This window comes from Cupriavidus gilardii (assembly GCF_013314895.1).
In the GTDB taxonomy this organism is placed as follows: Bacteria; Pseudomonadota; Gammaproteobacteria; order Burkholderiales; family Burkholderiaceae; genus Cupriavidus; species Cupriavidus gilardii_C.
Genome location: NZ_JABTYE010000004.1, coordinates 67,765 through 89,788 on the forward strand (window position 1 = coordinate 67,765; position 22,024 = coordinate 89,788).

The 22,024-nt window shown below is 66.2% G+C and carries 21 protein-coding genes; 11 read left to right on the top strand and 10 right to left on the bottom strand.

What is annotated here, in order from left to right:
- Positions 1 to 438 precede the first annotated feature (438 nt).
- Positions 439 to 1,314, bottom strand: a complete 876-nt coding sequence (locus HTY53_RS05155) for a tetratricopeptide repeat protein (RefSeq protein WP_174105408.1) — start codon at positions 1,312 to 1,314, stop codon at positions 439 to 441.
- The gene (locus HTY53_RS05160; protein WP_174105409.1) at positions 1,311 to 2,195 is read right to left on the bottom strand and encodes a Ku protein; all 885 of its coding nucleotides are present in this window, start codon (positions 2,193 to 2,195) and stop codon (positions 1,311 to 1,313) included. Before HTY53_RS05160 ends, HTY53_RS05155 begins: the two co-directional genes overlap by 4 nt.
- Before the next feature lie 223 nt (positions 2,196 to 2,418).
- On the opposite strand from HTY53_RS05160, the gene HTY53_RS05165 reads away from it, so the two are divergent.
- From HTY53_RS05165 to HTY53_RS05175, 3 genes are all read left to right on the top strand, one after another.
- Complete coding sequence (locus tag HTY53_RS05165) at positions 2,419 to 3,222, top strand: amino acid ABC transporter substrate-binding protein (protein WP_174105410.1); 804 nt, start codon at positions 2,419 to 2,421, stop codon at positions 3,220 to 3,222.
- 67 nt (positions 3,223 to 3,289) lie between these two features.
- Complete coding sequence (locus HTY53_RS05170; protein WP_006576339.1) at positions 3,290 to 3,943, top strand: amino acid ABC transporter permease; 654 nt, start codon at positions 3,290 to 3,292, stop codon at positions 3,941 to 3,943.
- A 40-nt stretch (positions 3,944 to 3,983) separates the two neighbouring features.
- Positions 3,984 to 4,736: an amino acid ABC transporter ATP-binding protein gene (locus HTY53_RS05175; RefSeq protein WP_174105566.1), complete on the top strand. Its 753-nt coding sequence runs from the start codon at positions 3,984 to 3,986 to the stop codon at positions 4,734 to 4,736.
- 48 nt (positions 4,737 to 4,784) lie between these two features.
- Here HTY53_RS05175 and HTY53_RS05180 read toward each other — a convergent pair whose 3' ends face one another.
- A complete protein-coding gene (locus HTY53_RS05180; protein WP_238510878.1) occupies positions 4,785 to 5,426 on the bottom strand; it encodes a DUF4142 domain-containing protein in 642 nt (213 codons plus the stop codon).
- Positions 5,427 to 5,740: 314 nt separating this feature from the next.
- Between HTY53_RS05180 and HTY53_RS05185 the strand changes: the two genes are divergently transcribed.
- Positions 5,741 to 6,424 (top strand): GntR family transcriptional regulator, encoded by a 684-nt coding sequence (locus HTY53_RS05185; protein WP_174105411.1) that lies wholly within the window; start codon positions 5,741 to 5,743, stop codon positions 6,422 to 6,424.
- A gap of 64 nt (positions 6,425 to 6,488) precedes the next feature.
- Here the strand turns inward: HTY53_RS05185 and HTY53_RS05190 are convergent, their stop codons facing one another.
- Together HTY53_RS05190 and HTY53_RS05195 are read right to left on the bottom strand one after the other, a co-directional pair.
- Positions 6,489 to 7,490, bottom strand: coding sequence for a Bug family tripartite tricarboxylate transporter substrate binding protein (locus HTY53_RS05190; protein WP_174105412.1), 1,002 nt, complete (start codon positions 7,488 to 7,490; stop codon positions 6,489 to 6,491).
- A gap of 69 nt (positions 7,491 to 7,559) precedes the next feature.
- Positions 7,560 to 8,759, bottom strand: coding sequence for a CaiB/BaiF CoA transferase family protein (locus HTY53_RS05195; RefSeq protein ID WP_174105413.1), 1,200 nt, complete (start codon positions 8,757 to 8,759; stop codon positions 7,560 to 7,562).
- A gap of 213 nt (positions 8,760 to 8,972) precedes the next feature.
- Between HTY53_RS05195 and HTY53_RS05200 the strand changes: the two genes are divergently transcribed.
- The 4 genes from HTY53_RS05200 to HTY53_RS05215 all read left to right on the top strand — a co-directional run bounded on the left by HTY53_RS05200 (position 8,973) and on the right by HTY53_RS05215 (position 12,502).
- Positions 8,973 to 9,953, top strand: a complete 981-nt coding sequence (locus tag HTY53_RS05200) for a quinone oxidoreductase family protein (RefSeq protein WP_174105414.1) — start codon at positions 8,973 to 8,975, stop codon at positions 9,951 to 9,953.
- 50 nt (positions 9,954 to 10,003) lie between these two features.
- Positions 10,004 to 10,741 carry a glutathione S-transferase family protein gene (locus HTY53_RS05205; protein ID WP_174105415.1) on the top strand — a complete coding sequence of 246 codons (738 nt, stop codon included), beginning with the start codon at positions 10,004 to 10,006 and terminating at the stop codon, positions 10,739 to 10,741.
- Between the two features lie 84 nt (positions 10,742 to 10,825).
- Positions 10,826 to 11,584 carry an enoyl-CoA hydratase/isomerase family protein gene (locus HTY53_RS05210; protein WP_174105416.1) on the top strand — a complete coding sequence of 253 codons (759 nt, stop codon included), beginning with the start codon at positions 10,826 to 10,828 and terminating at the stop codon, positions 11,582 to 11,584.
- Between the two features lie 120 nt (positions 11,585 to 11,704).
- The gene (locus tag HTY53_RS05215) at positions 11,705 to 12,502 is read left to right on the top strand and encodes a phytanoyl-CoA dioxygenase family protein (protein WP_174105417.1); all 798 of its coding nucleotides are present in this window, start codon (positions 11,705 to 11,707) and stop codon (positions 12,500 to 12,502) included.
- 14 nt (positions 12,503 to 12,516) lie between these two features.
- Here HTY53_RS05215 and HTY53_RS05220 read toward each other — a convergent pair whose 3' ends face one another.
- The 4 genes from HTY53_RS05220 to HTY53_RS05235 all read right to left on the bottom strand — a co-directional run bounded on the left by HTY53_RS05220 (position 12,517) and on the right by HTY53_RS05235 (position 17,728).
- Positions 12,517 to 13,749, bottom strand: coding sequence for a methyl-accepting chemotaxis protein (locus HTY53_RS05220; RefSeq protein ID WP_174105418.1), 1,233 nt, complete (start codon positions 13,747 to 13,749; stop codon positions 12,517 to 12,519).
- A 213-nt stretch (positions 13,750 to 13,962) separates the two neighbouring features.
- Entirely contained in the window at positions 13,963 to 14,535 is a 573-nt protein-coding gene (locus HTY53_RS05225; protein WP_174105419.1) for an OB-fold putative lipoprotein, read from the bottom strand.
- Between the two features lie 172 nt (positions 14,536 to 14,707).
- On the bottom strand, positions 14,708 to 16,681 hold the full coding sequence (locus HTY53_RS05230) for a PhoX family protein (RefSeq protein ID WP_174105420.1): 1,974 nt from the start codon (positions 16,679 to 16,681) through the stop codon (positions 14,708 to 14,710).
- Positions 16,682 to 16,864: 183 nt separating this feature from the next.
- A complete protein-coding gene (locus tag HTY53_RS05235) occupies positions 16,865 to 17,728 on the bottom strand; it encodes an IclR family transcriptional regulator (protein WP_217435511.1) in 864 nt (287 codons plus the stop codon).
- Positions 17,729 to 17,855: 127 nt separating this feature from the next.
- Here HTY53_RS05235 and HTY53_RS05240 point away from each other — a divergent pair, with 127 nt between their 5' ends.
- The 3 genes from HTY53_RS05240 (at position 17,856) to HTY53_RS05250 (ending at position 21,410) form a co-directional block, all read left to right on the top strand.
- A complete protein-coding gene (locus HTY53_RS05240; protein ID WP_217435512.1) occupies positions 17,856 to 19,115 on the top strand; it encodes an NAD(P)/FAD-dependent oxidoreductase in 1,260 nt (419 codons plus the stop codon).
- Between the two features lie 73 nt (positions 19,116 to 19,188).
- On the top strand, positions 19,189 to 20,163 hold the full coding sequence (locus tag HTY53_RS05245; protein ID WP_174105422.1) for a Bug family tripartite tricarboxylate transporter substrate binding protein: 975 nt from the start codon (positions 19,189 to 19,191) through the stop codon (positions 20,161 to 20,163).
- Positions 20,164 to 20,183: 20 nt separating this feature from the next.
- A complete protein-coding gene (locus tag HTY53_RS05250) occupies positions 20,184 to 21,410 on the top strand; it encodes an amidohydrolase family protein (RefSeq protein WP_174105423.1) in 1,227 nt (408 codons plus the stop codon).
- 15 nt (positions 21,411 to 21,425) lie between these two features.
- On the opposite strand, the gene HTY53_RS05255 is transcribed toward HTY53_RS05250, so the two are convergent.
- Positions 21,426 to 21,989 carry a YcbK family protein gene (locus HTY53_RS05255; RefSeq protein WP_174105424.1) on the bottom strand — a complete coding sequence of 188 codons (564 nt, stop codon included), beginning with the start codon at positions 21,987 to 21,989 and terminating at the stop codon, positions 21,426 to 21,428.
- Positions 21,990 to 22,024 lie beyond the last annotated feature (35 nt).

The following is a 22,024-nucleotide window of genomic DNA, read 5'->3' on the forward strand; positions in this document are numbered from 1 at the left end:
ATCGTCGACGGCGATCCCCGGGCAATGTGCCGTGCCAGGGAGATCGTGGTGGGACTGTGGTGTGGTCTTAGTCCCTGACTCCCCGCACGGCTGAGAGAAGCACGGCGGGAATATGGGATGTGCGGGCGACCATGGCCTGGCGCGCGGCAAAGCCGCAAGCGTCGCCGTACGCGCGTGCCGCCGCAGCATGCTGGGCATGCTGGCATTGGGCGGTGCGGCGCAGGACGGTTTGCATTCGGTCGCGATTGAAGTAGAGGTAGTCGGGCCAGACGCACGGCGGCGCATGACGGGCTTTCGGTGTTTTCGGTGGAGCGTTTGCTCCATCGGCCGGAAAAACCGGGGGAAAACGGGCGAAAGCAGGCCGAGTATCCCATAGCCGTTGAGAAGTCTCAACCCTGCGGCGCACCATGCGTGCCCGCCAGGGCTGGCGATAGACCGTCAGCGACAGTACTTCCGATACTGATTGAAGTGCCGAATGGCCCGATGCGCATCGCCCAATTGCTCGTGCAGACGCGCCGCATTGAAATGCGCGTCGGCCATGTCGGGCGCGATGTCGATGCAGCGGTGATAGCTGCGCAGCGCGTCCTCGTATCGTTCGAGATCTTCGAGCGTGACGCCGAGATTGAAGTGGAGCAGGGGTTCGTCGCCGTTGGCGGCAACCGCGTCGCGATACAGGGATTCGGCCTCCTGCAGGCGGCCCGCCTCCGTCAGCAGACATCCGAGATTCAGATAGGCATCGGCGTAGTCGGGCGCGATCGCGATGGCGCGGCGGTAGGCCTGCTCGGCCTTGCGCATGTCCTGCGCTTCGAGCTGGCAGCCCAGCTGGAACCACGTGCTTGCGTCGTGGTCATTGTCGGCGCGGTCGTCGCTGCGGTCGTCGCTGCGTTCGTTGGTACGGTCGCCGGCCTTCTTCGCACTCTGGATCGACAGCACCGCGCCTGGCTTTGACCGGCTCGGCTGCAATTCCATCACCAGCTGGCCGGTCTCCACCTCCCACTGCCGATGCGGTTCGGAGACGACCACACCATTGCCGACCGCCGCGATACGCACGCCCGAGAGCGGCCGATCATGCGACCACGCCTTCAATCGCTGCAATGCGCGCGTGACCCGGCGCGGCGGCACATTGGCCTTTTTCAGCGAATCGGCCGTGCGGATCAGCACCACGTCCTGGAACGAGAACTTGTGCTCGCCGCGGCTGCCCCTGATCGGTTCGAGCAAACCCGCGCGCGTCAGGCTCGCCACCGCGCCGCGCGAGACGCCGAACGTGGTTTCGATCTCCTTCAGCGTGAAGCTGTCCTTGCCGGCCGCGCTCATTTCCTGGCAGTACGTCGAATCGGGGTCGCAGCCTCGGCGGTGGCGCGCTTGGCGCCCTTGCGCGGCGCCGCCTCCCTCGCGGGTTTCTTCGCGGCCGCCTGCGATTTGCTCAGGCTCGCCTTTAGCGCCGCCATCAGGTCGATGACCTCGCCGCCTTCGCTGGGCTGCTCCGTCGGTGCCGACACCGTGATCTTCTTGCCCTCGATCTTCTTGTCGATCTCGGCCAGCACGCGCTGCTTTTCCTCGTCCTGATAGGCCGCGGGGTCGTAGGCCTCCACGGTGCTCTGCTCGATCAGCTGCTCGGCCAGCGTCAGTTCGGCCGGGCGGATATCGGTGCGCTCGACGTTCAGGTCGGCCATCGAGCGGACCTCGTCCGCATAGAGCAATTGCTGCAGCACCAGGCCGTCGTCGTTGGCGCGCACCTGCACCATGTACTGCTTGCCCTTCCACACCCAGGTGGCCAGCGCGCAGGTGCCGGTCTTGCGCATCGCCTCGGTCAGCAGGCTGTACGGCTTGGCGCCGCGCTTGTCGGGGGCCAGATAGTAGGCCTTGTCGAAATAGATCGGATCGATGGCGCCGGTCGGCATGAAGGCGACGATGTCGATGGTGTGGCGCGCGCCGGTCTCCAGCGCATCGAGCTCCTCGGTACTGAAGACCACGTACTTGTCCTTCTCGAATTCGTAGCCCTTGACCATCTCGGAGCGCTCCACCACCACGCCCTCGCGCTGGCATATGTACTGCTGCCGCAGCCGCGAGCCGCAGCCCTTGTGCAGCAGGTTGAAACCGATGCCGGACTTGCTTTCGGTCGCCGAAAAGACCCGGACCGGGATGGAAACCAAGCCGAAGCTCAGCGAGAGGGAGGCAATGGAGCGTGCGGCCATGTCGTCACCTTTCGGGTTCGCATTGCTAAAGGATTTAGCACATTGCTAAAGAATAGACGACACAGAAAGACGACGCCGGCCTGTGGGCCACATTCTCCGACCGGATCGGTCTTTCGTATAATGGCGGGTTTGCCGCCATCTCACCGCGCCGATGCGGGATGTCGGATGGCTCCCGGGCATCGCCCGCCTTTGCTCTGATCTCTCTCGCTGCGCGTCTCACATCATGAAATCACTGAAAGCCCTCCTGATCGTCTCCGCCGTGGCCCTGTTCGCCGCCTGCGGCAAGTCCGAACAAGCCCCTGAGGCGGCCGGCGCCGCGAGCGCCCCTGCCGCGGCGGCCAGGACCGTCGTGGTCGGCCTGGACGACAACTTCCCGCCGATGGGCTTTCGCGATGCCAACAATGAGATCGTCGGCTTCGATATCGACATGGCCAAGGAGGCCGCGCGCCGGCTGGGCATGACCGTCGAATTCAAGGCGATCGACTGGAGCGCCAAGGAGGCCGAACTGAACGGCAAGCGCGTCGACGTGCTGTGGAACGGCCTGACCATCACCGACGAACGCAAGAAGAACATCAGCTTCACCGCGCCCTACATGAGCAACCACCAGATCATCGTGGTCGGCAGCGCCTCGCCGATCAAGGCCAAGGCCGATCTGGCCGGCCGCATCGTCGGTGCGCAGGACGGCAGCAGCGCGGTCGACGCGATCCGCAAGGAGTCGCAGGTCGCCGCCAGCATCAAGGAACTGAAGACCTTCGGCGATAACGTGACCGCGCTGATGGACCTGTCGGCAGGACGCCTGGACGCCATTGTGGTCGACGAGGTCGTGGGCCGCTATCTGGTCAGCAAGCGTGCCGGGGAGTACCGCGTGCTCGACGAGAACTTCGGCACGGAAGACTACGGCGTCGGCTTGCGCAAGGACGATACCGAACTGCTGTCGCAGCTGGACAAGACGCTGGCCGAGATGAAGCAGGACGGCACGGCCGCCCGCATCGCGCAGCAGTGGTTCGGCGCGAATCTGATCAAGTAAGCAAGCCCGCCGCGCCCCTTCACGGGGCGCCGCTTTTTTCTGGATCCCGCGCGCCGGGTTTCGATCGATGGACTACGTTCTCTCCCTGCTGGGACCGATGGCGCAGGGCGCGCGGATCACGCTCTCGCTGTTCTTCATCACGCTGGCGCTGTCGGTGCCCCTTGGGTTGGCGCTCGCGTTGGCGCGCCTGTCGGCATGGCGGCCGCTGAGCGTGGCCGTCAACGGCTATATCTGGCTGATGCGCGGCACGCCGCTGATGCTGCAGCTGCTGTTCGTCTATTTCGCGCTGCCGTTGCTGCCGGTGGTCGGCGTGCGCCTGCCGGACTTCCCCGCGGCGGTGGTGGCCTTCGCCCTGAACTACGCCGCCTACTTTGCCGAGATCTTCCGCGCCGGCATTCAGTCCGTCGACCGCGGCCAGTACGAAGCGAGCAAGGCGCTCGGCATGACGTACCTGCAGACGATGCGCCGCGTCGTGCTGCCGCAGATGGTGCGGCGCGTGCTGCCGCCGGTCAGCAACGAGACCATCACGCTGGTCAAGGACACCTCGCTGATCTACGTGCTGGCGCTCAACGACATCCTGCGCACCGCGCGCGGCATCGTGCAGCGCGACTTCACCACCACGCCTTTCCTGGTCGCGGCCGCCTTCTATCTGCTGATGACGCTGCTGCTGACCTGGATGTTCCAAAGCCTGGAAAAACGCTATGCCGCACACGATCAATGATCCGGTCAGCAACGGGAGCGAAGGGCAGCAGCGCCCCGTGATGATCCGCGCGACCGATATCGTCAAGTCGTTCGGCGCCAACCGCGTGCTGCATGGCGTTTCGCTGACGCTGCGCAAGGGCGAGGTGGTCGCTGTCATCGGACCGTCCGGCTCGGGCAAAAGCACGCTGCTGCGTTGCCTGAACCATCTCGAGACGATCGACGGCGGCAGCATCGAAATCGAGGGCGAGACGCTGGCCGCCCCTGGCCCGGACCAGCGCAGCCGCTATGTGCCTGACGCCGAGGTGCGGCGCATCTGCCGCAAGATGGGCATGGTGTTCCAGTCCTTCAATCTGTTCCCGCACATGACGGTGCTGCAGAACATCATCGAGGCGCCGATGACGGTCAAGGGCATCGCGCGCGAGGCGATCGTGCCGACCGCCGATGCGCTGCTGCGCAAGGTCGGCCTGCTGGAGAAGCGCGACAACTACCCCTCGCGGCTGTCGGGCGGACAGAAGCAGCGTGTAGCGATTGCCCGCGCGCTGGCGATGGAGCCCGACATCATGCTGTTCGACGAACCGACCTCGGCGCTCGATCCCGAATTGACCGGCGAGGTGCTGCGCACCATGCGGCAGCTCGCGGACGACCACATGACCATGCTGGTGGTCACGCACGAAATGGGCTTCGCCCGCGAAGTCGCGCACCGGGTCGTGTTCATGGATCAGGGCCGCATCGTCGAGAGCGCGCCTTCCGACCAGTTCTTCCGTGCGCCGCAGCACCCGCGCACGCGGGAGTTTCTGGCGCATATGCTCTGAGGCGCGGCAAGACCAGGGAATCCCCGGTCTCGCCATGCCCGGCAGCGCTTACTTGTCGTTGCCGACCTTCTTGTTCAGGTCGCGCGCCATCTTCAGATGCTCCTCCAGATCCGGCACATGCTTGGCCGCGAAGGCCTTGATGTCTGGATCCTTGGCGTTCTGAGCAGCTTCCTTGAACAGCTTCACGGTGTTCTCGTGCGCGGCGACACCGATCCGGCTGCTGTACATCTTGTCGAAGCGTTCGCCGTCGAGCGCGCTCAGTGCCTTCAGCTCCGTACGCTGCACTACCGAAGGTTCGGTGGGCGGCGTATAGCCCTTGCTCGAAGCCAGCTTGGTCAGTTCCTCGTTGACCTTGGTGTGGTCCTTGATCATGCGGGCGGCGAAAGACTTGACGTCGGCGCTGGACGCTTTCTGTTCGGCCAGCTTGCTGCCTTCGACCTCGGCCAGGCCGCCTTGCGCGGCGTTCTCCAGGAAGCCGCGGTCGGCGCGCACCAGCTTGCTGGTATCGCGGGCCGCATCGCGGGTGGTGCCCCGCGTGGTGGTCTCATCCGTCGCGGTGGTGGCCGGCATATTGCTCGGTGCCGTATTTTTGGGCGCGGTGCTGGTGCCTTGTGCCATCACAGCGGATGACAGCAGCACGGAACAGGCGGCAGTACTGAGGACGCTCAGTGTGGCGGTACGAATAGACATGACACATTCTCCCTTGACGGTGGATGGGTACGGTCCTTTCAGCAATATCCACGCCCACAGGGGGACGATTTCGCGGCGGCGGCGCAAGGCGGCCGGCCAAGGGTTCTTCCACCGGGCGGATGCCCAAACTCGAACCGCAGCGGCGAAAAAATTGCATGCGGAGGTAAAAACGCTCGGCCGATGTCTATCCCCGCACGGTCGATGACCCAGTCCGGATCGTCTCCGTACACATAACGCTTCACAACGCATGCAAAAACGGCTTGTCGGTGGGCGCCGTAGTAGAATTGCGCCACTCAAACCGATGCCCCTGCCGCATGCCCGAAGAGCGAACCAGTCTGGCGGAAACGATCCGCGCCACCATCGAACAGGAGATCCTTTCCGGCAAGCTGGCCAGCGGCGCGCAACTGGACGAGCAGCAATTGCTGTCGCGTTTCTCGGTATCGCGTACGCCGGTGCGGGAGGCGTTGATCCGGCTGGCGTCGGCCGGGCTGGTGGATCTGGTGCCGCGCCGCGGCGCCATCGTTTCGGCCATCACGCTGCGCGAATACGTCGCCATGAGCGAGATCCTGGTTCAGCTCGAGGCGCTGGCCGCGCAACTGGCGGCGCGGCGCATTACCGAGTCGGAACGGAACGCCCTGCGCGCGGCCTACGCCGCCTGCGAGGAGGCCGCGGCGCAAGCGAGCGCCGATCGCTATCGCGAGGCCAACGATCGCTTCCACGCGGTCATCTACGAGGCTTGTCGCAATGACATCCTCAGCGCGCAGATCCGCACCATGCGAGCGCGCATGCGCGGCATGCGCGACTACCGTTTCGAAAAGCCCGCACGCATCCGCGCCTCGCTGCAGGAGCACGGCGCGGTGCTGGAGGCGATTCTGCGCGGCGATGAGGAGTCGGCGGCCCGGGCGATGGTCGAGCACATCTCGACCGGCGGCAATGTCTATGCGGACATGATCGCGTCGATGCCCGACGAAGCGGTCGGCGCCAGGGGGCCGCGCTGACCGAGGGCGCGCCGGCAAGCGCGAGACAACACGCCGGCGAGCGCGCCAGCAAGCGCGCCGGGTTTCAGTCGATCTTCACACCCGCCTGTACCGTGCGTTGCAGCGCGACCTTGCCGTCCTGCTGCGCCCATTGCTTGAACTCCGCAGGCGAGCGCGACGGCGCCGGCTCGCTGCCGTTGTCGACCAGGCGCGTGCGAATCGCCGGATCGGCCAGCACCTTGGTGGCAGCCGCATAGAGCTTGTCTGTCACGTCCTTCGGTAGCCCCGCCGGTCCGAATAGCCCGAACCAGAAGGTGTAGTCGAAGCCCGGCAAGCCGAGCTCGGCAATGGTCGGCAGACCCGGTGCCACGGCCGAGCGCTGCGGCGTCGTGACGCCGATCATCTTGACCACGCCCTGCGTGCCGAGTGGCAGCACCGACGATGCCGTGCCGAAGGAAAACTCCACCTCGCCCGCCGCCACCGCCTGCAATGCCGGCGCGCCGCCCTTGTACGGCACGTGCGTCATGTCGACGCCGACCGCGTTCGCGAACGACAGCCCGGCGACATGGGGCGAACCGCCAATGCCCGACGACGAGTAGTTGAATTTGCCGGGATTCGCCTTGGCCTTGGCGGCCAGCGTTTTCACATCGGCAATGCCGAGATCCTTGTTGACGGCCAGGATCAGCGGCGAAATGGTCAGCCGCGTGATCGGCGTGAAGCTGTCGGCCTTGTACTTGACCTTGTACAGGTGCTGGTCCATCCCATAGATCGTCGCGGTGGCCAGCCCGAGCGTATAGCCGTCCGCCGGCGCCTGTGCCAGCCATGCCGATGCGAGCGTGCTGCCGGCGCCGGGCTTGTTCTCGACCACCACGGGCTGGCCGAGCTCCTTGGACATCGCCTCGCCGACCACGCGTGCAACGAAGTCGGCCGCGCCTGCCGGCGTGTAGCCGATCACCAGCCGGATCGGCTTGTTCGGATAGCCCTCTGCCCTGGCGGTGCCGGGCGCGGCGGCGGCGATCAGACCCACGGCCGCCAGGGCCGCGACAGTGGCAGAGGCCGCAGAGGTCGCTGTGGAATGGCTGTGCATCGGTGTCTCCTTGTCGTGTTGTATGGTCGACGGGGCTCTGCGGCCCCGCATCGATCGTCAGGCCGATCGTCAGGCGATCGCGCCCTTGTCGCGCCACTGGGCGATCAGCTCCGGCGCAAAGCCCAGCTCGCCGAGCAGCTCGTCGGTCTGCTCGCCGGGGTCCGGGGCAGCGCGCGCAAAGCGCTCGGGGTGGGGCGCGGCGGACAGGTTGATGGGCGAGCGCAGCAGGTCGAGTTCGCCGAGGACGGGATGGCGGGCGGTACGCGTCATGCCGAGATGGCGTACCTGCGGATCCTCGAACGCCTGGCCGATATCGAGGACGGGGCCGCAAGGCACGCCGGCCGGATTGAGCCGCGCCATCAATTCCGCGCAGGTAAAGCGCGAGGTGTGAGCCTGGATCGCTTCGTCGAGCCGCACCCGATTGCGGGCACGCGATCGCGCGTCGCGATAGTCCGCGTGGTGGAGCAGATCGTGCGCCTCCAGCGCCTGGCAGAAGTTGGCCCACATCCGCTGCGTGCTGGCCGCGATATTGACCAGCCCATCGCTGGCGCGATAGGTGCCCATCGGCACCAGCGTTGGATGCGCGTTGCCTTGCTGCGTCGGCACTTCGCCGTCGACCGTGTAGCGCGCCGCCTGGAAATCCAGCTTGTTGAGCATCGACTCGATCAGCGAGGTATGGACCCATTGGCCACGCCCGGTGCGTTCGCGGTGGAACAGCGCCAGCAGGATCCCCTGGCCCAGGAACATGCCCGCGGTCGTGTCCGAGATCGCGATGCCGACACGGACCGGCCCGCGCCCCGGCTCGCCGGTCACCGAGCTCAATCCGCACATGCCCTGGACGATCTGGTCGACGCCGGGCCGTTCGCTGTACGGGCCGTCCTGGCCGAAGCCCGAGATGCTGGCGAGGATTACGCGCGGATTGCGCGCGCTCAGCGCCTCGTACGTCAGCCCGAGCCTGGCCTTGACCACCGAGCGGAAGTTCTCGACCACCACGTCGGTGTTCTCGAGCAGCCGCGCCAGGATCTGCGCGCCCTCCGGCGTTTTCAGGTCCACGCACATGCTGCGCTTGTTGCGGTGAAGGTTCTGCTCGTCCGAGCCGCGGCGCTGGCCCGTCACCGAGCCGTGGTCCTTCGGCGGCGGCGGCTCGAGCCGGATCACATTGGCGCCCCAGTCGGAGAGCAGACGTACCGCGGCAGGGCCCGCGCGGGCGACGGTCAGGTCGAGGACGTTGATGCCGTGCAGTGGGAGTTGGGAGTCGGATTGGACCATGGCGCGGAAAGGAATGAATGGGTGCGGCGAGTATACGCACAACAATCATATGTATACGAATAGGTGGTTATATGGATGCGGACGGCTGTACAGTGTCCTAGACTTTGCGCTGTGCAGCTGGCCGTGGCCGGTTTGCATTTGCGTCCCGGCCACGGGGTTGCGCCAATAAGTGATGCCTTGGCAACGAACGTGCTTTTCCCTTCAAGGAACCGTATGCATTCGGCGGCAATACAAATACAGAGAAACGGCGGCCCGGACGAACTGGAGTTCATCGAAGTCGCCGTGCCGCCGCCGGGCGAGGGCGAGGTCCAGATCCGGCAGAGCGCGATCGGCCTCAACTTCGCCGACATCTATCAACGGCGCGGCAGCCATGGTCCGCATCAGCCGACGTCGTTCCCGATCGTCCTCGGCTCGCAGGGCGCGGGCCGCATCGAAGCGGTGGGGCCGGGCGTCAGTGGACTGGAGGTCGGGCAATCGGTGGGGTGTTTTCAGCCGGGCGCCTATCAGGTCGTGCGCAATGTTCCGGCGGCGCGCGTGGTGCCGCTCCCCGCGCAGATCCCCGAAGACGTAGCAGGCGCCACGCTGCTGCGTGGCCTGACCGCGGAATATCTGCTGCGCCGGATTTCACCGGTTCAAGCCGGCGATGCGGTGCTGGTGCATGCGGCGGCCGGCGGCATGGGCGTGATCCTGTGCCAATGGGCGCGAGCCTTGGGTGCGACGGTGATCGGCACGGTCGGCTCGGAGGCCAAGCGCGAGATTGCGCTGGCCCATGGCTGCCATCACGCGATCGACTACCGCCGCGAGGATTTCGTCGCCCGCACGCTCGAACTGACGGATGGCCGCGGCGTCGCGGTGGTCTATGACGCGGTCGGCAAGGACGTGTTCGTGCCGTCGCTGTCGTGCCTGCGTCCGCTGGGCATGGCGATCAACTACGGCACCGCGTCCGGCGACGTCGAGGCGTTCGACCTGCAGCTGTTGCACGCGAAGTCGCTGATGGTCTGCCGTCCCACGCTGCGCACCTTCATTGCCGATGCCGCCTCGCTGCGCCGGGGCATGGCCGCACTATCCGAGGCGGTCGGGTCAGGTCATGTCCGGCTCGAAGTTGGCCAGCGCTTTGCCTTTGCCGATGCGCGCGAGGCCCATCGGCAGCTGGAAGCCAGGCAGACCAGCGGCGCCGTGGTGCTGATTCCTTAGGCCCAACGATCAATGGAACCGGCATCGCCGGTGGAGCGAGGAGAAGCGGCATGAAGCTCTATCACAGCTGGCTGTCCAGCGCGTCGCGGCGGGTGCGCCTGTGTCTGGCGGAGAAGGGCATCCGCTACGACAGCGTGCCGGTCGACATGCGCCGGCAGGAGCATCACTCCGCGGCCTATCTGGCCGTGAACCCCAACGGCGTGGTGCCGGGCCTGGTGCTGGACGACGGTCGGGCGCTGCATGAGAGCAGCACCATCTGCGAATACCTCGACGACACGTACCCGGAGCCGCCGCTGCGGCCGGCCGATCCCTATCGGCGCGCGGTGATGCGCAATTTCATCCGCTGGACCGACGAGCGCGCGCTGCCGAACCTGCTGATCCTGAACTGGAGCCTGGTCTTCCAGGCCCAGGCGTCGCAATGGACGGACGCCGAGCTGGCCGAGCGGCTGGCGCGCGTGCCGACCGCGCAGCGGCGCGAGGCGTGGTTGCGCGTCGCACGACAGCCCTATACCGACGACGAAAAGCGCGCCGCGCTGGACCAGCTGAAGGCCATCGTGCCGAAGATGGAGGCGATGCTCGAGGACCGCCCGTGGCTGCTCGGCGGTCGTTACACGCTCGCCGATATCGCCGCCGTGCCGTTCGTGGCGCGCCTTGCCGAACTCGATGCCGGCGCTCTGTCGCCGGATTCCGCTCCGGCCGTGGCCGACTGGTGGCGGCGGGTGCAGGCCCGTCCCGCCTTTGCCGAAGCGCGGATCGACCGTTTCGACGCGGCCCTGGCAAGCGCATGAACCCATCAGCGCATTGGCGCGTAGGCGCATAGGCCCGTTTATTTCCACCTGGTTTGCCCCTTTATCCCAATGCAAGGTCAGCTCATGTCAGACACCGGATCGCTCCCCATCCTTCAGATCGAAGACCGCATTGCCACCATCACGCTGAGCCGGCCGGAAGTCGCCAACCGGCTCGGCCCGGACGACCTGGCGGCGCTGCGCCAGCATGTCGAAACGGTCAATGAGGCAGACGTGCTGGTGCTGCGCCTTCGCGGCAGCGGCAAGTACTTCTGCAGCGGTTTCGATATCGGCAAGCTGGCCGCCGGGCAGCGCGGCGCCGGATTCGAACCGCTGGTCAATGCGCTGGAAGATTGCCGCCCGGTGACGATTGCCGAGATTCACGGCGGGGTCTATGGCGGCGGCACCGATCTCGCGCTCGCCTGCGACTTCCGCATCGGGACGCATGCCACCGAGATGTTCATGCCGGCTGCGCGGCTGGGTCTGCATTTCTATCAGCGTGGCATGGAGCGCTATGTCTCCCGGCTGGGATTAAATGCCGCCAAGCATCTGTTCCTGACGGCCGAGAAGATCGATGCCGAGGCAATGTTTCGTTGTGGCTTCCTGACCGAACTGCTGCCGGCGGCGGCGCTGCGCGAACGCGTCGAGCAGCTGTCGTCCACCATCGCGTCGCTGGCGCCGATCTCGGTGTTCGGCATGAAGAAGCATCTGAATGCGATCGCGCGCGGCGTGCTCGATGTGGAAGCGCTGGCAGCCGATATGCAGCGCTCGGTGCAATCGGAGGACATCAAGGAGGGCGCCATCGCCTGGAAGGAAAAGCGGGTGCCGCGCTTTGTCGGTCGGTAGGCAGCCTGGGCACCGAGCGCCGATTTTGACGCCGGTGAAGTATCCACGCGATGGTGACACCCGGCGGTGCGGGGCATTACCATCTCGCTTCTCGAAGGCAAACCACCTGCAGGAGAAGCGATGCCGAGCGACGATCGAGCAGAACCGACGCTGAACGACGCACAGATCCGGGGCTTCATCGACCAGGGCTTTGTTCGCGTCGACGGTGCCTTTCCTCGTGCGCTGGCAGAGGAGGCGAGGGCGATCCTGTGGCGAGACACGGGCTGCGATCCGGACGATCCCTCCAGTTGGACAAAGCCGGTGATCCGGCTCGGGATGTACTCCCAGCCTCCGTTCATCGAAGCCGCAAACACGCCCGTGTTGCGACAGGCATTCGATCAGTTGGTTGGCCCGGGGCGCTGGCTGCCATGCATGGCGATGGGCACGTTCCCGGTTCGCTTTCCGTCGGCAGAGGATCCCGGCGACGCCGGCTGGCATGTCGACGTGAGCTACGGCTGGGACAACCCCGATTTCATGGAGTGGCGTGCCAACGTCAGTTCGAAGGGAAGGGCATTGCTGATGCTGTTCCTGTTCTCGGACGTCACCGAGCGGGACGCGCCGACTCGCATTCGAATCGGCTCGCATCTCGATGTTGCCCGGATGCTGGCGCCGGCCGGCGATGCCGGCCTGACGTTGCGCGAGATTGTCGCGGGCTTGCAGGAAACGGAACGGCGTCGGGAAGCGCTGGCGACCGGCGAAGCCGGAACGGTGTACCTGTGCCACCCGTTCCTGGTGCATTCGGCCCAGCCGCACCGCGGCACGACGCCGCGGTTCATGGCGCAGCCGCCCTTGCTGCCGCGGGAGCCGCTACAGCTTGAGCGGCAAGATGCAGCGTATTCGCCGGTGGAACTGGCGATCCGGTTCGGGCTGGGCGGATAGGGCTACGTCGGCGGTTATCGCGCCGCGGCCAATTGAAGCGACGGCTCGCGCGACGCCGACATCGGCGCCGGGCCGGCCTCCAGCCGGAACCGCGCCACCACGCTTTGCAGCTCGCGAGCCTCCTCGGCCAGCGCGTTCGACGCCGCGGCCGCCTGTTCGACCAGCGCGGCATTCTGCTGCGTCACGGTATCCATCTGCGTGACCGCCTCGGCGACCTGAGCGATGCCGCTGCTCTGATGCTCGGACGCCGTTCCGATCTCGCCGAGCAACGTCGTCACATGACGAACGGCCCCAACGATTTCCTGCATCGTCTGACCGGCCTTGCCGACCAGCGTCGAGCCGCTGCCGACCTGCTGCACCGAGTCGTCGATCAGGTCCTTGATCTCGCGGGCCGCCGCCGCGCTGCGCTGGGCCAGCGTGCGCACTTCACCGGCCACCACCGCGAAGCCGCGGCCCTGTTCGCCGGCGCGCGCGGCTTCCACTGCGGCGTTCAGCGCCAGGATATTGGTCTGGAAGGCGATGCCCTGGATCACGTCGACAATATCGGCCACCTTCTTGGAGCTGGTGTCGATGGCCTGCATCGTGTCGACCACGGCCGTCATCACCTCGCCGCCGCGCTCGGCGATGCCCGATGCAGACTGCGCGAAGCGGTTCGCCTCGCGGGCGCGTTCGGTGTTCTGCTGCACCATCGCGGTCAGCTCGCTCATGCTCGATGCGGTTTCCTCCAGCGTCGCTGCTTGCTGCTCGGTGCGCTGCGACAGGTCGGTATTGCCGGCGGCGATCCGGTGCGAGGCCTCGGTGATCGAGTCGGTGGACGTCTTGATCCGGGTAATCAGGTCGGTCAGCATGTCTTCCATCCGGCCGAGCCCGCCGAGCAGGGGGCCGAAGGGACCGCTGCGTTCGGTTTCGAATTCCTGGCTGAGGTCGCCGGCGGCGACCGTCTCCGCGATGAGTTCGGCTTCGGCCAGCGGCTGCTGGATGCCCTTGGACAGCGCGTGGATGCTCGCCACTGCCAGCAGCAGGGCGGCGATGCCCAGGCCGGCCATCCATTCGGTGGCGGTGGTGATTTGTTGATCCAGCTGAGTCAGGGCGGCCGGGCCCTTGGCCGCGGTATCGGCCGAATGAGCTGCCTCGCCGATGGCCCGCAACTGCGTGACACCCATGCCCAGCGCGATTGCAAGTACCAGCAACACCGCGCCGAAGCACGCGGTCAGCCTCGCCCGGATGGACCAGTTTCCGATATGCATTTTTCCCTCCGCTCCCCTTTGTTGTGGGTTGGCGCCCAAAGGCGGACGCCTTCGCCGGGCCGGACTGCGTGGTCCGGTTTTTTGTGCTCAACGCGGATTGACGGCAGAGGGGTGGAAAACTTTAGGGCCGCCAGCAAGAATCGCTCGGTTTTTTCGCCACTATTCCCGTGCTGCACCACGGCGACACCGGCTTGCGCTTGACGCCCCTTCACATCAATTGGCCCCACCCCGCAGCAGGCAGCCCTCGAGCATCGGCGTGGTGTCCAGCATCCCCGCACCCGTGCACTCGACCGCCACCTTCTGTCCGCGCCGGACCATCGTGGCGCGCGCCTCCACTTCGCAGACCGGCCGCGCGGCGCCGCAGTTCTGCCGCTCCAGCAAGTTCGCGCGTACCGACTGACTCGGGTCGTTGGTGCGGATATCGAGATAGACCTGCGTGTCGCCCTCGCGTCGAATACCGCTGGCCACTCCTTCGACGATGAAGTAGGCGCCGCGATAACGTTGATCGGCGCTGTCGCGATCCTCGCGATAGTCCAGCAGGATCGTGGCCGCCTGGTAGACCGGCAGGCGGTCTGCGGGCCGCGTGGGGTCGATGCTGAACGGTTCCAGCGTGCCGCCGCGGTAAATGCCGCCAGCCGCGCTGGCTGCTGGGACTTGCGACGCGTCCGCAATGGAAGAAGAGACGGCATCGCCGGCATTGTTCTGGTCGTTGCCAACGAGCCAAAGCATGGCAATGATCGCCAATACGATCAGGGCAATGGCGATTTGTCGGGTTTTGTCGGTCATCGGTAAGCGGTGATGAGGGGGGCCGGCCCTCGCGGGGCGGCGGATGCGGGAGGCAGGCGAGGGCGACAGTCTATAGGCTTATGGCGCCCGTTCGACGCGCACCCGTGGACACGGGCGAAATAAAAAAGCCCGGGCAATCCTCCGCCCGGGCTTCATTCCCTACCTCAACGGCTTATTCCTTCGCCAACTTCACCGAAGTCGCATCCCCGGTGATATAGCCGACGGCAGCGCCAAACCGATCCTTGTAATTCGCCCGAACCAGCGGATCCAGCGTCGGCTTGACGATGTCGTGCAGCGGCGATTCCCAATCGCCCGGATGCTGGAACGAACTCATGACGTAAGTCCATCCATTGATTTCGTCCACCGCATGCAGCCCGGTCGATTCCGCGCCGGCGGGCGTCGACAGTACGCGCGACAGCTTCTTCGTATCGATGTTGTAAGCCCACAAGAAGTTGTTGACGTGCGTATTGCTGTCCTCGCCGATAAACAGCGTGCGCAGCTTTTCCGAGTACTTCAGGTTGTCCGGCGTCGCGATCTTGTCCGGATTGGCGAAATTGCCCAGCGCGTCCTGCTGCTTGAGCTTGCCGCCGCCAAAGTCCTCAGCGATCAGTTCCGGCACGGCGGCCATATCGACCGGCACCCATTCGGAGTTGATCGGCGCACCGGTGGTGTCGGCCTGGCCGCCGCGCAGGTTCTGCGCGTAGACCGCGCCCGAGTAGGGGCCTTCGACCTTGACGTGGCCCGAGCCATTGAGCATCGATGATTCGATCCGGGACATCGCGATATAGGCGACCTTGTCGCGGACGTTGATCGTCGTGCCTTCCCACTTGGTGAAGCCGAGGCTGCCGCCCTTGAGCGCCGCGTAGCGGTGCGTCTCGAGGAAGGCCGCGGCCTTTTCCATGCCGGGCATCAGCTTGACCCACTGGAAGCCGCCGTTGAACGGGATGCGCGTATAGCTGGCATCGCCCGGGTCGGTGGTCTTGACGTCGAAGATGTCGGTGGCCTGGATGCCGCCGCGGACCAGCGCGCGGATTTCGTCGCTGGTGGCGTGGCCCAGCGGAATCCAGCTCAGCGTGGCCGAGCCGGGGCCCGTGCTCGACGTCTGGTTCCACTTGCCGACGTACAGCGTCCCCGACGACAGGTCGCGCGCGCGGTCGGCGATGAACATGAAGGCGCCGCCGTTGGTGGCGTCGTCGCCCATCAGCACGGTGCGCTCGTCGGGCGCGACGCAGACCAGCTCGTGCGAGATGCGGCCCAGGCAGTAGTGCTTGACGATCGAGCCGGTGCCGTCGGGGTTGACCGTGACTTCGGGCAGGTGGCCGTAGTCGTACGGCGAGGCCGCGGTCGGGTCGCCGAAGGTGAAGGTGCTGAAGCGCTGGAATTGCGTGTTGGTCGCGATGGTGAAGGCGTCGGGCTCGTATTCCTCGCTCGACAGGTGCGTGTTCCACGGCGACAGGCTGGCGCCGCAGGTAATCCACAGCCCGCGCGCCGACGAGGTATCGACGTTGTGGTACTTGACCAGCGTCAGCTTGCCGGTGGCGGGGTCCTGGTCGAGCGTCAGGATTGCGATCGGCGACGGCAGCATGCCGTAGGTCGAGCCGCCGGCCTGGTCGCGCGTGGTGTATTCGAACTGCACCACGGCGAACACCGGCTTGCCCTTGACGCCCGGCACGTTGGCGTTCGGCAGCGTCAGCAGCGAGCTGCCGTCGACGCAATCGGAGAAGAACTGGCGCTCGCTGCCGGGCACCGAGCGGTCGAGGATCGGCTGGTTATTGATATCGAAGTAGCCGCCGGCCACCACGGTGCCGCCCTTGCCGTCGGGCACCGTATCGCCGGTGATGAAGAAAGGCTGGTAGGCGAGCTTGTAGGTCTGGCTGCTGCCGTCGCTGAAAGAGACCTTCAGTTCGGAGCCGACCGTGGTGGTGGCCATCGCGGCCGGCGCGGCCAGGGTCGGTGCCGCCATGCCGATGAACTCGGCGGTGGTGAAGGTGGCGGTCGGCGTGCCCGGGTTTGGCGCGGTGTCCGCGTCGTCGTCGCCGCCGCAGCCGGCGAGCAGCGCGGCCGAAGCCGAGCCCAGCGGCAGCATCGGCGAGGTGGCAAGGAATTTCAGGAGGGTGCGGCGGGAGGGATTCGGTGTTGGCTTCATGTTGTTGAAAGCAATCTGAAAGTTCGACGCTGCAAACGACGATGCCCGGCGGGTGGCCGGGCATCGAGGGGGGACCGCTCTTGGGAGCGCAGTCAGGATGGTAGGCAGCAACGATGACAGTTTCTTGACAGCGACGGCAGATGCGATTCGGCCCTTGCAGCTGGCACACCCGCCGCAAATCGCTCAGCGCGCATTGACGTCGCGTTCGATCGCGCGTGCCGTGACCAGCAGCTGCGGCAGCAATTGCCGCAGCGTTTCCTCGACCGTCCAGCGCGATGTCGACACCGCGATGTTCACCGCACCGATCGGCTCGCGCTGACGATTCAGGATTGCCTTGGCGATCGAGATATCGCCGATAAAGGACTCCTGGTCGTTCAGCGCATAGCCGCGTTTGCGTGCGGCCTGCAGGGCCGTGCGCAGGTCGGACAGCTCGGTGCGCGTATGCGGCGTCATCGCGCGGCGCGGGACGCGTGCGAGCAGGCGCATCGCGTCGTCGATGTCCATTTCGGCAAGGATCGCGCGCCCCGCGGCGGAGCAGTGGATCGGCAGACGTGAGCCGACGTGCAGGTCGACGCTGACGGCACGAAAGCCGGGAAAGCGGACCACATAGACGATTTCGTCGCCTTCCATCTCCATCAGGTTGACGGTCTCGGCGGTGCGGCGATTCAGGTCTTCGAGATGGGGCAGCGCGCGGTCGCGCAGCGAGTCGCTGGACAGCATCGCGTGGCTCAGGTGCAGCACCTTGCCGGACAGCGTAAACGCGCGCGTTTTCGGGTCCTGGCGCAGATACCCGAGCGCGGTCAGCGTATGGGTGATGCGCTGCAGCGCGCTGCGGCTCAGCGAGGCATGCTGGCAGAGCTCGGTCAGCCCGACCGGACGGCCGATGTCGGCCAGGCATTCGAGCACTTCGAAGGCCTTGCCGATCGAGGCGATAAAGAGCGGATTGGCGGACCGGATGTCATCGCCAAGCTCGTCGCGATGTCTGCCATCGCCATTCGCCCCCGCGATCCGGGCTGTCGGTGCCCGCACTGCCTTCGCCGTTCCCATTCCGGTCTCTCCTCGTTCAGCCACTGAGATATCGCATACCGATATCCGCTATTGCGCCCGCGATAGTGAGCCACTTACATTCGAAGCCGTCAAGACATCCACCCATCCACCCATCCACCAGATTTCCATGGAACACCCGAACACGCCGATCCGTCCATCCTCTCCGTCCCGCCCGCCACGCGTTGCCGTGGTCGGCGCCGGCATCGTCGGGTCGGCGATCGCGTACGAGCTGCAGAAGCGCGGGGCCGAGGTCACGCTGATCGACCGGGACGAGCCCGGGCAGGCATGCAGCTATGGCAATTCCGGGGCCATCAGCCCGGGCTCGGTCGCGCCGCTGGCCATGCCGGGCGTGCTGGCCTCATTGCCGACCATGCTGCTGGACGAACGCAGTCCGCTGTATTTGCCGCTGTCGTATCTGCCGCGCGCCTTGCCGTGGCTGCTGCGGTTTATCGCGTCGGCGTCGCCGCGCCATGTGGAGCGGGCGGCAGAGCGGCTGCATGCGATGCACGTGAACGCGGTACAGCGGCATCTGCAGCTGACACAGGAGATCGGCGCGCCCGAGCTGCTGATCCGGCGCGGCCATCTGCATCTGTATCCCGATGCCGCGGCGCTGGAGAAGGACGCGACCTCATGGCGCATGCGCAAGGAGTTCGGCTACGACTTCGAGAGGCTGGACCGGGCCGGTATCGAGGCGCTGGAGCCCAATGTCGGCAGGCGCTATCAGGTCGGCATGTTTCTGCAGGACCACGCGACCATCGTCAATCCGGGCCGCTACGTGCAGGCCATCGTGCGGGCGTTCGAGCAGCGCGGCGGCCAGCGGCGCAGGACCGAGGTGCGCGCGTTGCGGCGCGCGGATTTCGCGGGCCGGCCGCGCTGGTGCGTGGTCGACGCCGACGGGCGCGAGGACGAATGCTTGGATGAGATCGTGGTGGCAGCTGGCGCCTGGTCGCGCAAGCTGATGGCGCCGCTCGGGCTCGACATTCCGCTGGAAAGCCAGCGCGGCTATCACGTGCAGTTCCGCGACGCCGCGCGCACCGTATCGCGTACCGTGGTGCTGGCGGACCGCAAGGTGTTCGTGACGCCGATGGAGGAAGGACTGCGCGTGGGCGGCACGGTCGAAATCGGCGGGCTGTCGCGTCCGCCCGATATGCGCCGCGCGGCGATGCTGGAGCGGATCGCACGCGAAACTTTCGATGGTCTCGACGATCCGGCGCCCAGCCGATGGATGGGGCACCGGCCCTGCATGCCGGATTCGGTGCCGATCGTCGGGCCGGCCGATGGTCATCCAGGCTTGTGGCTGGCCGTCGGACACGGTCATCTGGGCGTGACGGACTCGGTCAATACCGCCTACCGGATTGCGGATGCGATGGTAAGCCCGGCAGCCTGACACGCTGATCCGAAAGCCGCCCAGCTCGGCCGATACCGCGTTGCCATTCTGATGTGAAACAGGGGAGATCACGATGAAACGACGCACTTTTCTTGCTGCCTCGTCGCTATTGCTGACGACGGCGGTACCCCGGCTCGGCGCGGCGGCCGATTGGCCCGAGCGGCCGATTCGCATGGTCATCGGCTATCCGCCAGGGGGCAGCACCGATGTCGGGGGTCGTCTGCTGGCCGAGCAATTGTCGTCGCGGCTGGGTCAGCAGATCGTCGTGGAGAACCGCCCCGGCGCCAGCGGGACCATCGGCGCCGCCTCGGTGGTCCGGGCCGAGCCCGACGGCTATACGCTGTTGCTGGCTGCCTCGCCCGAGGTCTCGATCGCGCCTTCGACGATGAGCCTGCCTTACGATCCCCGGCGTGACCTGAAGCCGGTTTCGACGGTCGGCACGGTGCCGTTCCTGCTGGTGGTCAATCCGTCGGTGCCGGCAAAGACGCTGGCCGAGTTCATTGCCTACGCTCGCGCCAATCCCGGCAAGCTGAACTATTCCTCATTCGGCGAGAACACCTCAAACCATATGGGCGGCGAGCTGTTCAAGCGGATCGCGCGCATCGAGGCAGCCCATGTTCCGTACAAGGGCAGCGGCCCGTCGATCGCCGACGTGATCGCTGGCCATATCGACTACACGCTCGACACGCCGCCCGCGGTGCAGGAACACGTGAAGGCTGGCAAGCTTCGCGCACTCGCGGTGGCGTTGCCGTCGCGGCTGCCCTCGCTGCCCAATGTGCCGACCTTCGCGGAGGCGGGACTGCCGGACTTCACGGGCGGCACCTGGTGGGGGCTGCTGGCGCCCGCGAAAACACCCGATGCGGTGGTCGCGCGGCTCAACCGCGAGGTCAACGCCATTCTGCAGATGCCCGAAGTGCGCCAGCGCTATGCGTCGCTGGGTGCGGTGGTGCAGGGCTCGTCGCCGGAGGCGTTCGGCCGCTATATCGACGCGGAAATCACCAAATGGAGCGAGCTGGCCAAGCAGATGGCCCCCGCCGCCAAACGATGACGACCGAGAGGGGGAAGAGCATGAGGACGTTGTTGAAACACGCCACGCTGATCGACTGCGTGGAGCCGGTCGCGCAGCGCGACAAGGCGGTGCTGCTGGAGGATGGCAAGATCCGCGAGATCTTCCATGCCGGCGACCCCGCCGGCGTGGGCGATTGCGAGGTGGTCGACCTGCAGGGTGCGTTCCTGATGCCGGGCCTGTGGGACGTGCATATCCACCCCGACTACTTCCCGACGCTGGTCGATATGCCGCTGCCCGACCAGGTCACGCTGTTCGGCCACAAGCTGCAGCAGGGCCTGCTCGAATCGGGCATCGTCGGGTTTCGCAGCGCGGGCGCGCACAGCTTCATGGATGTCGCGTGGAAGCGCGCGTTCGATTCAGGCCAGCATCTGGGCCCGCGCGTCTTTGCCGCGGGGCATTTCCTGACCACGACCGGCGGGCACTTCCTGACTTCGGGCCATGCGCTCGAATGCGATGGTCCCTATGGCTTCGTCAAGGCGATCCGCGAGCAGATCAAGCATGGCGTCGACCATATCAAGCTGAACCTGTCGGGCGGCATCCTGGGGCCGGCGTGGGACCTGCACCGGCACAGCTTTCTGCTCGACGACGAGATCCGCGCCGCCTTCGACATCTGCAAGCTGCGCGAATTCAAGGTAATGGCGCATGCCACCAATCCGGCCGCGGTGAAGGCCGCGGTCCGGCTCGGCGCGCATTCGATCGAGCATGGCTACATCATGGACGACGAGTGCATCGAGGCGCTGGTGGAGCACGGCACCTGGTATGTGCCGACGCTGGCGATCAGCCATTTGACGCCGGGGCAGGCCACCAATATCTTCGAACGGCGCTGGTCCAGCGAACGCAATCTGGCGCACGCGCTGTGCTGCCGTGCGGAGGCCGCGGTCGAGCAGCACACCGAGGCCTTCCAGAAAGCGTTGCGGGCGGGCGTGCGGATGGCGCTCGGCTCCGACATCCGGCCGCTGAAGGACGCGGCCTTGCTGGAGCTGGGGCTATGGGTGCGCGATGGCGCCACGCCGTGGCAGGCGATTCGCGCGGCGACCGCGCATGGCGCAGCGGTCTGCGGCGTCGGCGATCGGCTCGGCACGATCGAGACCGGCAAGATCGCCGACCTGATCGTGGTCGGCGGCAATCCGCTCGAGGACGTCAACAACGTCCGTCAATTGCAGCTGGTCTTCAAGGACGGCCGGATCGCCTCGGAGAAGCGCGGCCGAAGCGAGCCGCGCCAATAACGGTTGCGGCGGGGATCAGCCCCAGCGGCGCACGCGGCCGGTGTCGATGTGGATGAAGTTTTCGCTGCGGTAGAAGCCGACGCCGCCGGCCTGCAGCGACACGGCCGCGTCGCGCAGATCGTCCAGCGGCACGCCGGGCAGGCGGATGTCGATCGCCTTGCCATCCATATGCAGGCTGTGCTTCGCCACGCCGCCCCCGCGCGTCTTGCGCAGCCGCGAATTGGTATTCGGGCTGCGATAGCCGGAGATGACCTGGAACGCGTTGTCGCTGCCCAGCACCGTGCGCAGCTGGTACAGCACGCCGAACAGCTCGGGATCGATCGTGCCGACGTCCCCCGAATAATGGTCGCGCAGGAAGCGATTGAGCTTCAGGTGGGCCTGCGGCAATACCTGTTCGCCCATCGCGTAGACCAGCGACAGATGCTCGCCGGTATGGGTGTGGTCGAAGGCCAGTGCCCGCGCGCCCGACACATTGGCCAGTGCGAGCTTCGGCGCCAGGGCCGTCAGGCCGGCGCTCAGCGCCAGGCCGCCGGTACGTTGCAGGAAACGGCGCCGTGCCGGATCACGTGAATACGTCATGATGTGATGTTCTAGCTTGCTTGGCTCGAAGTTGG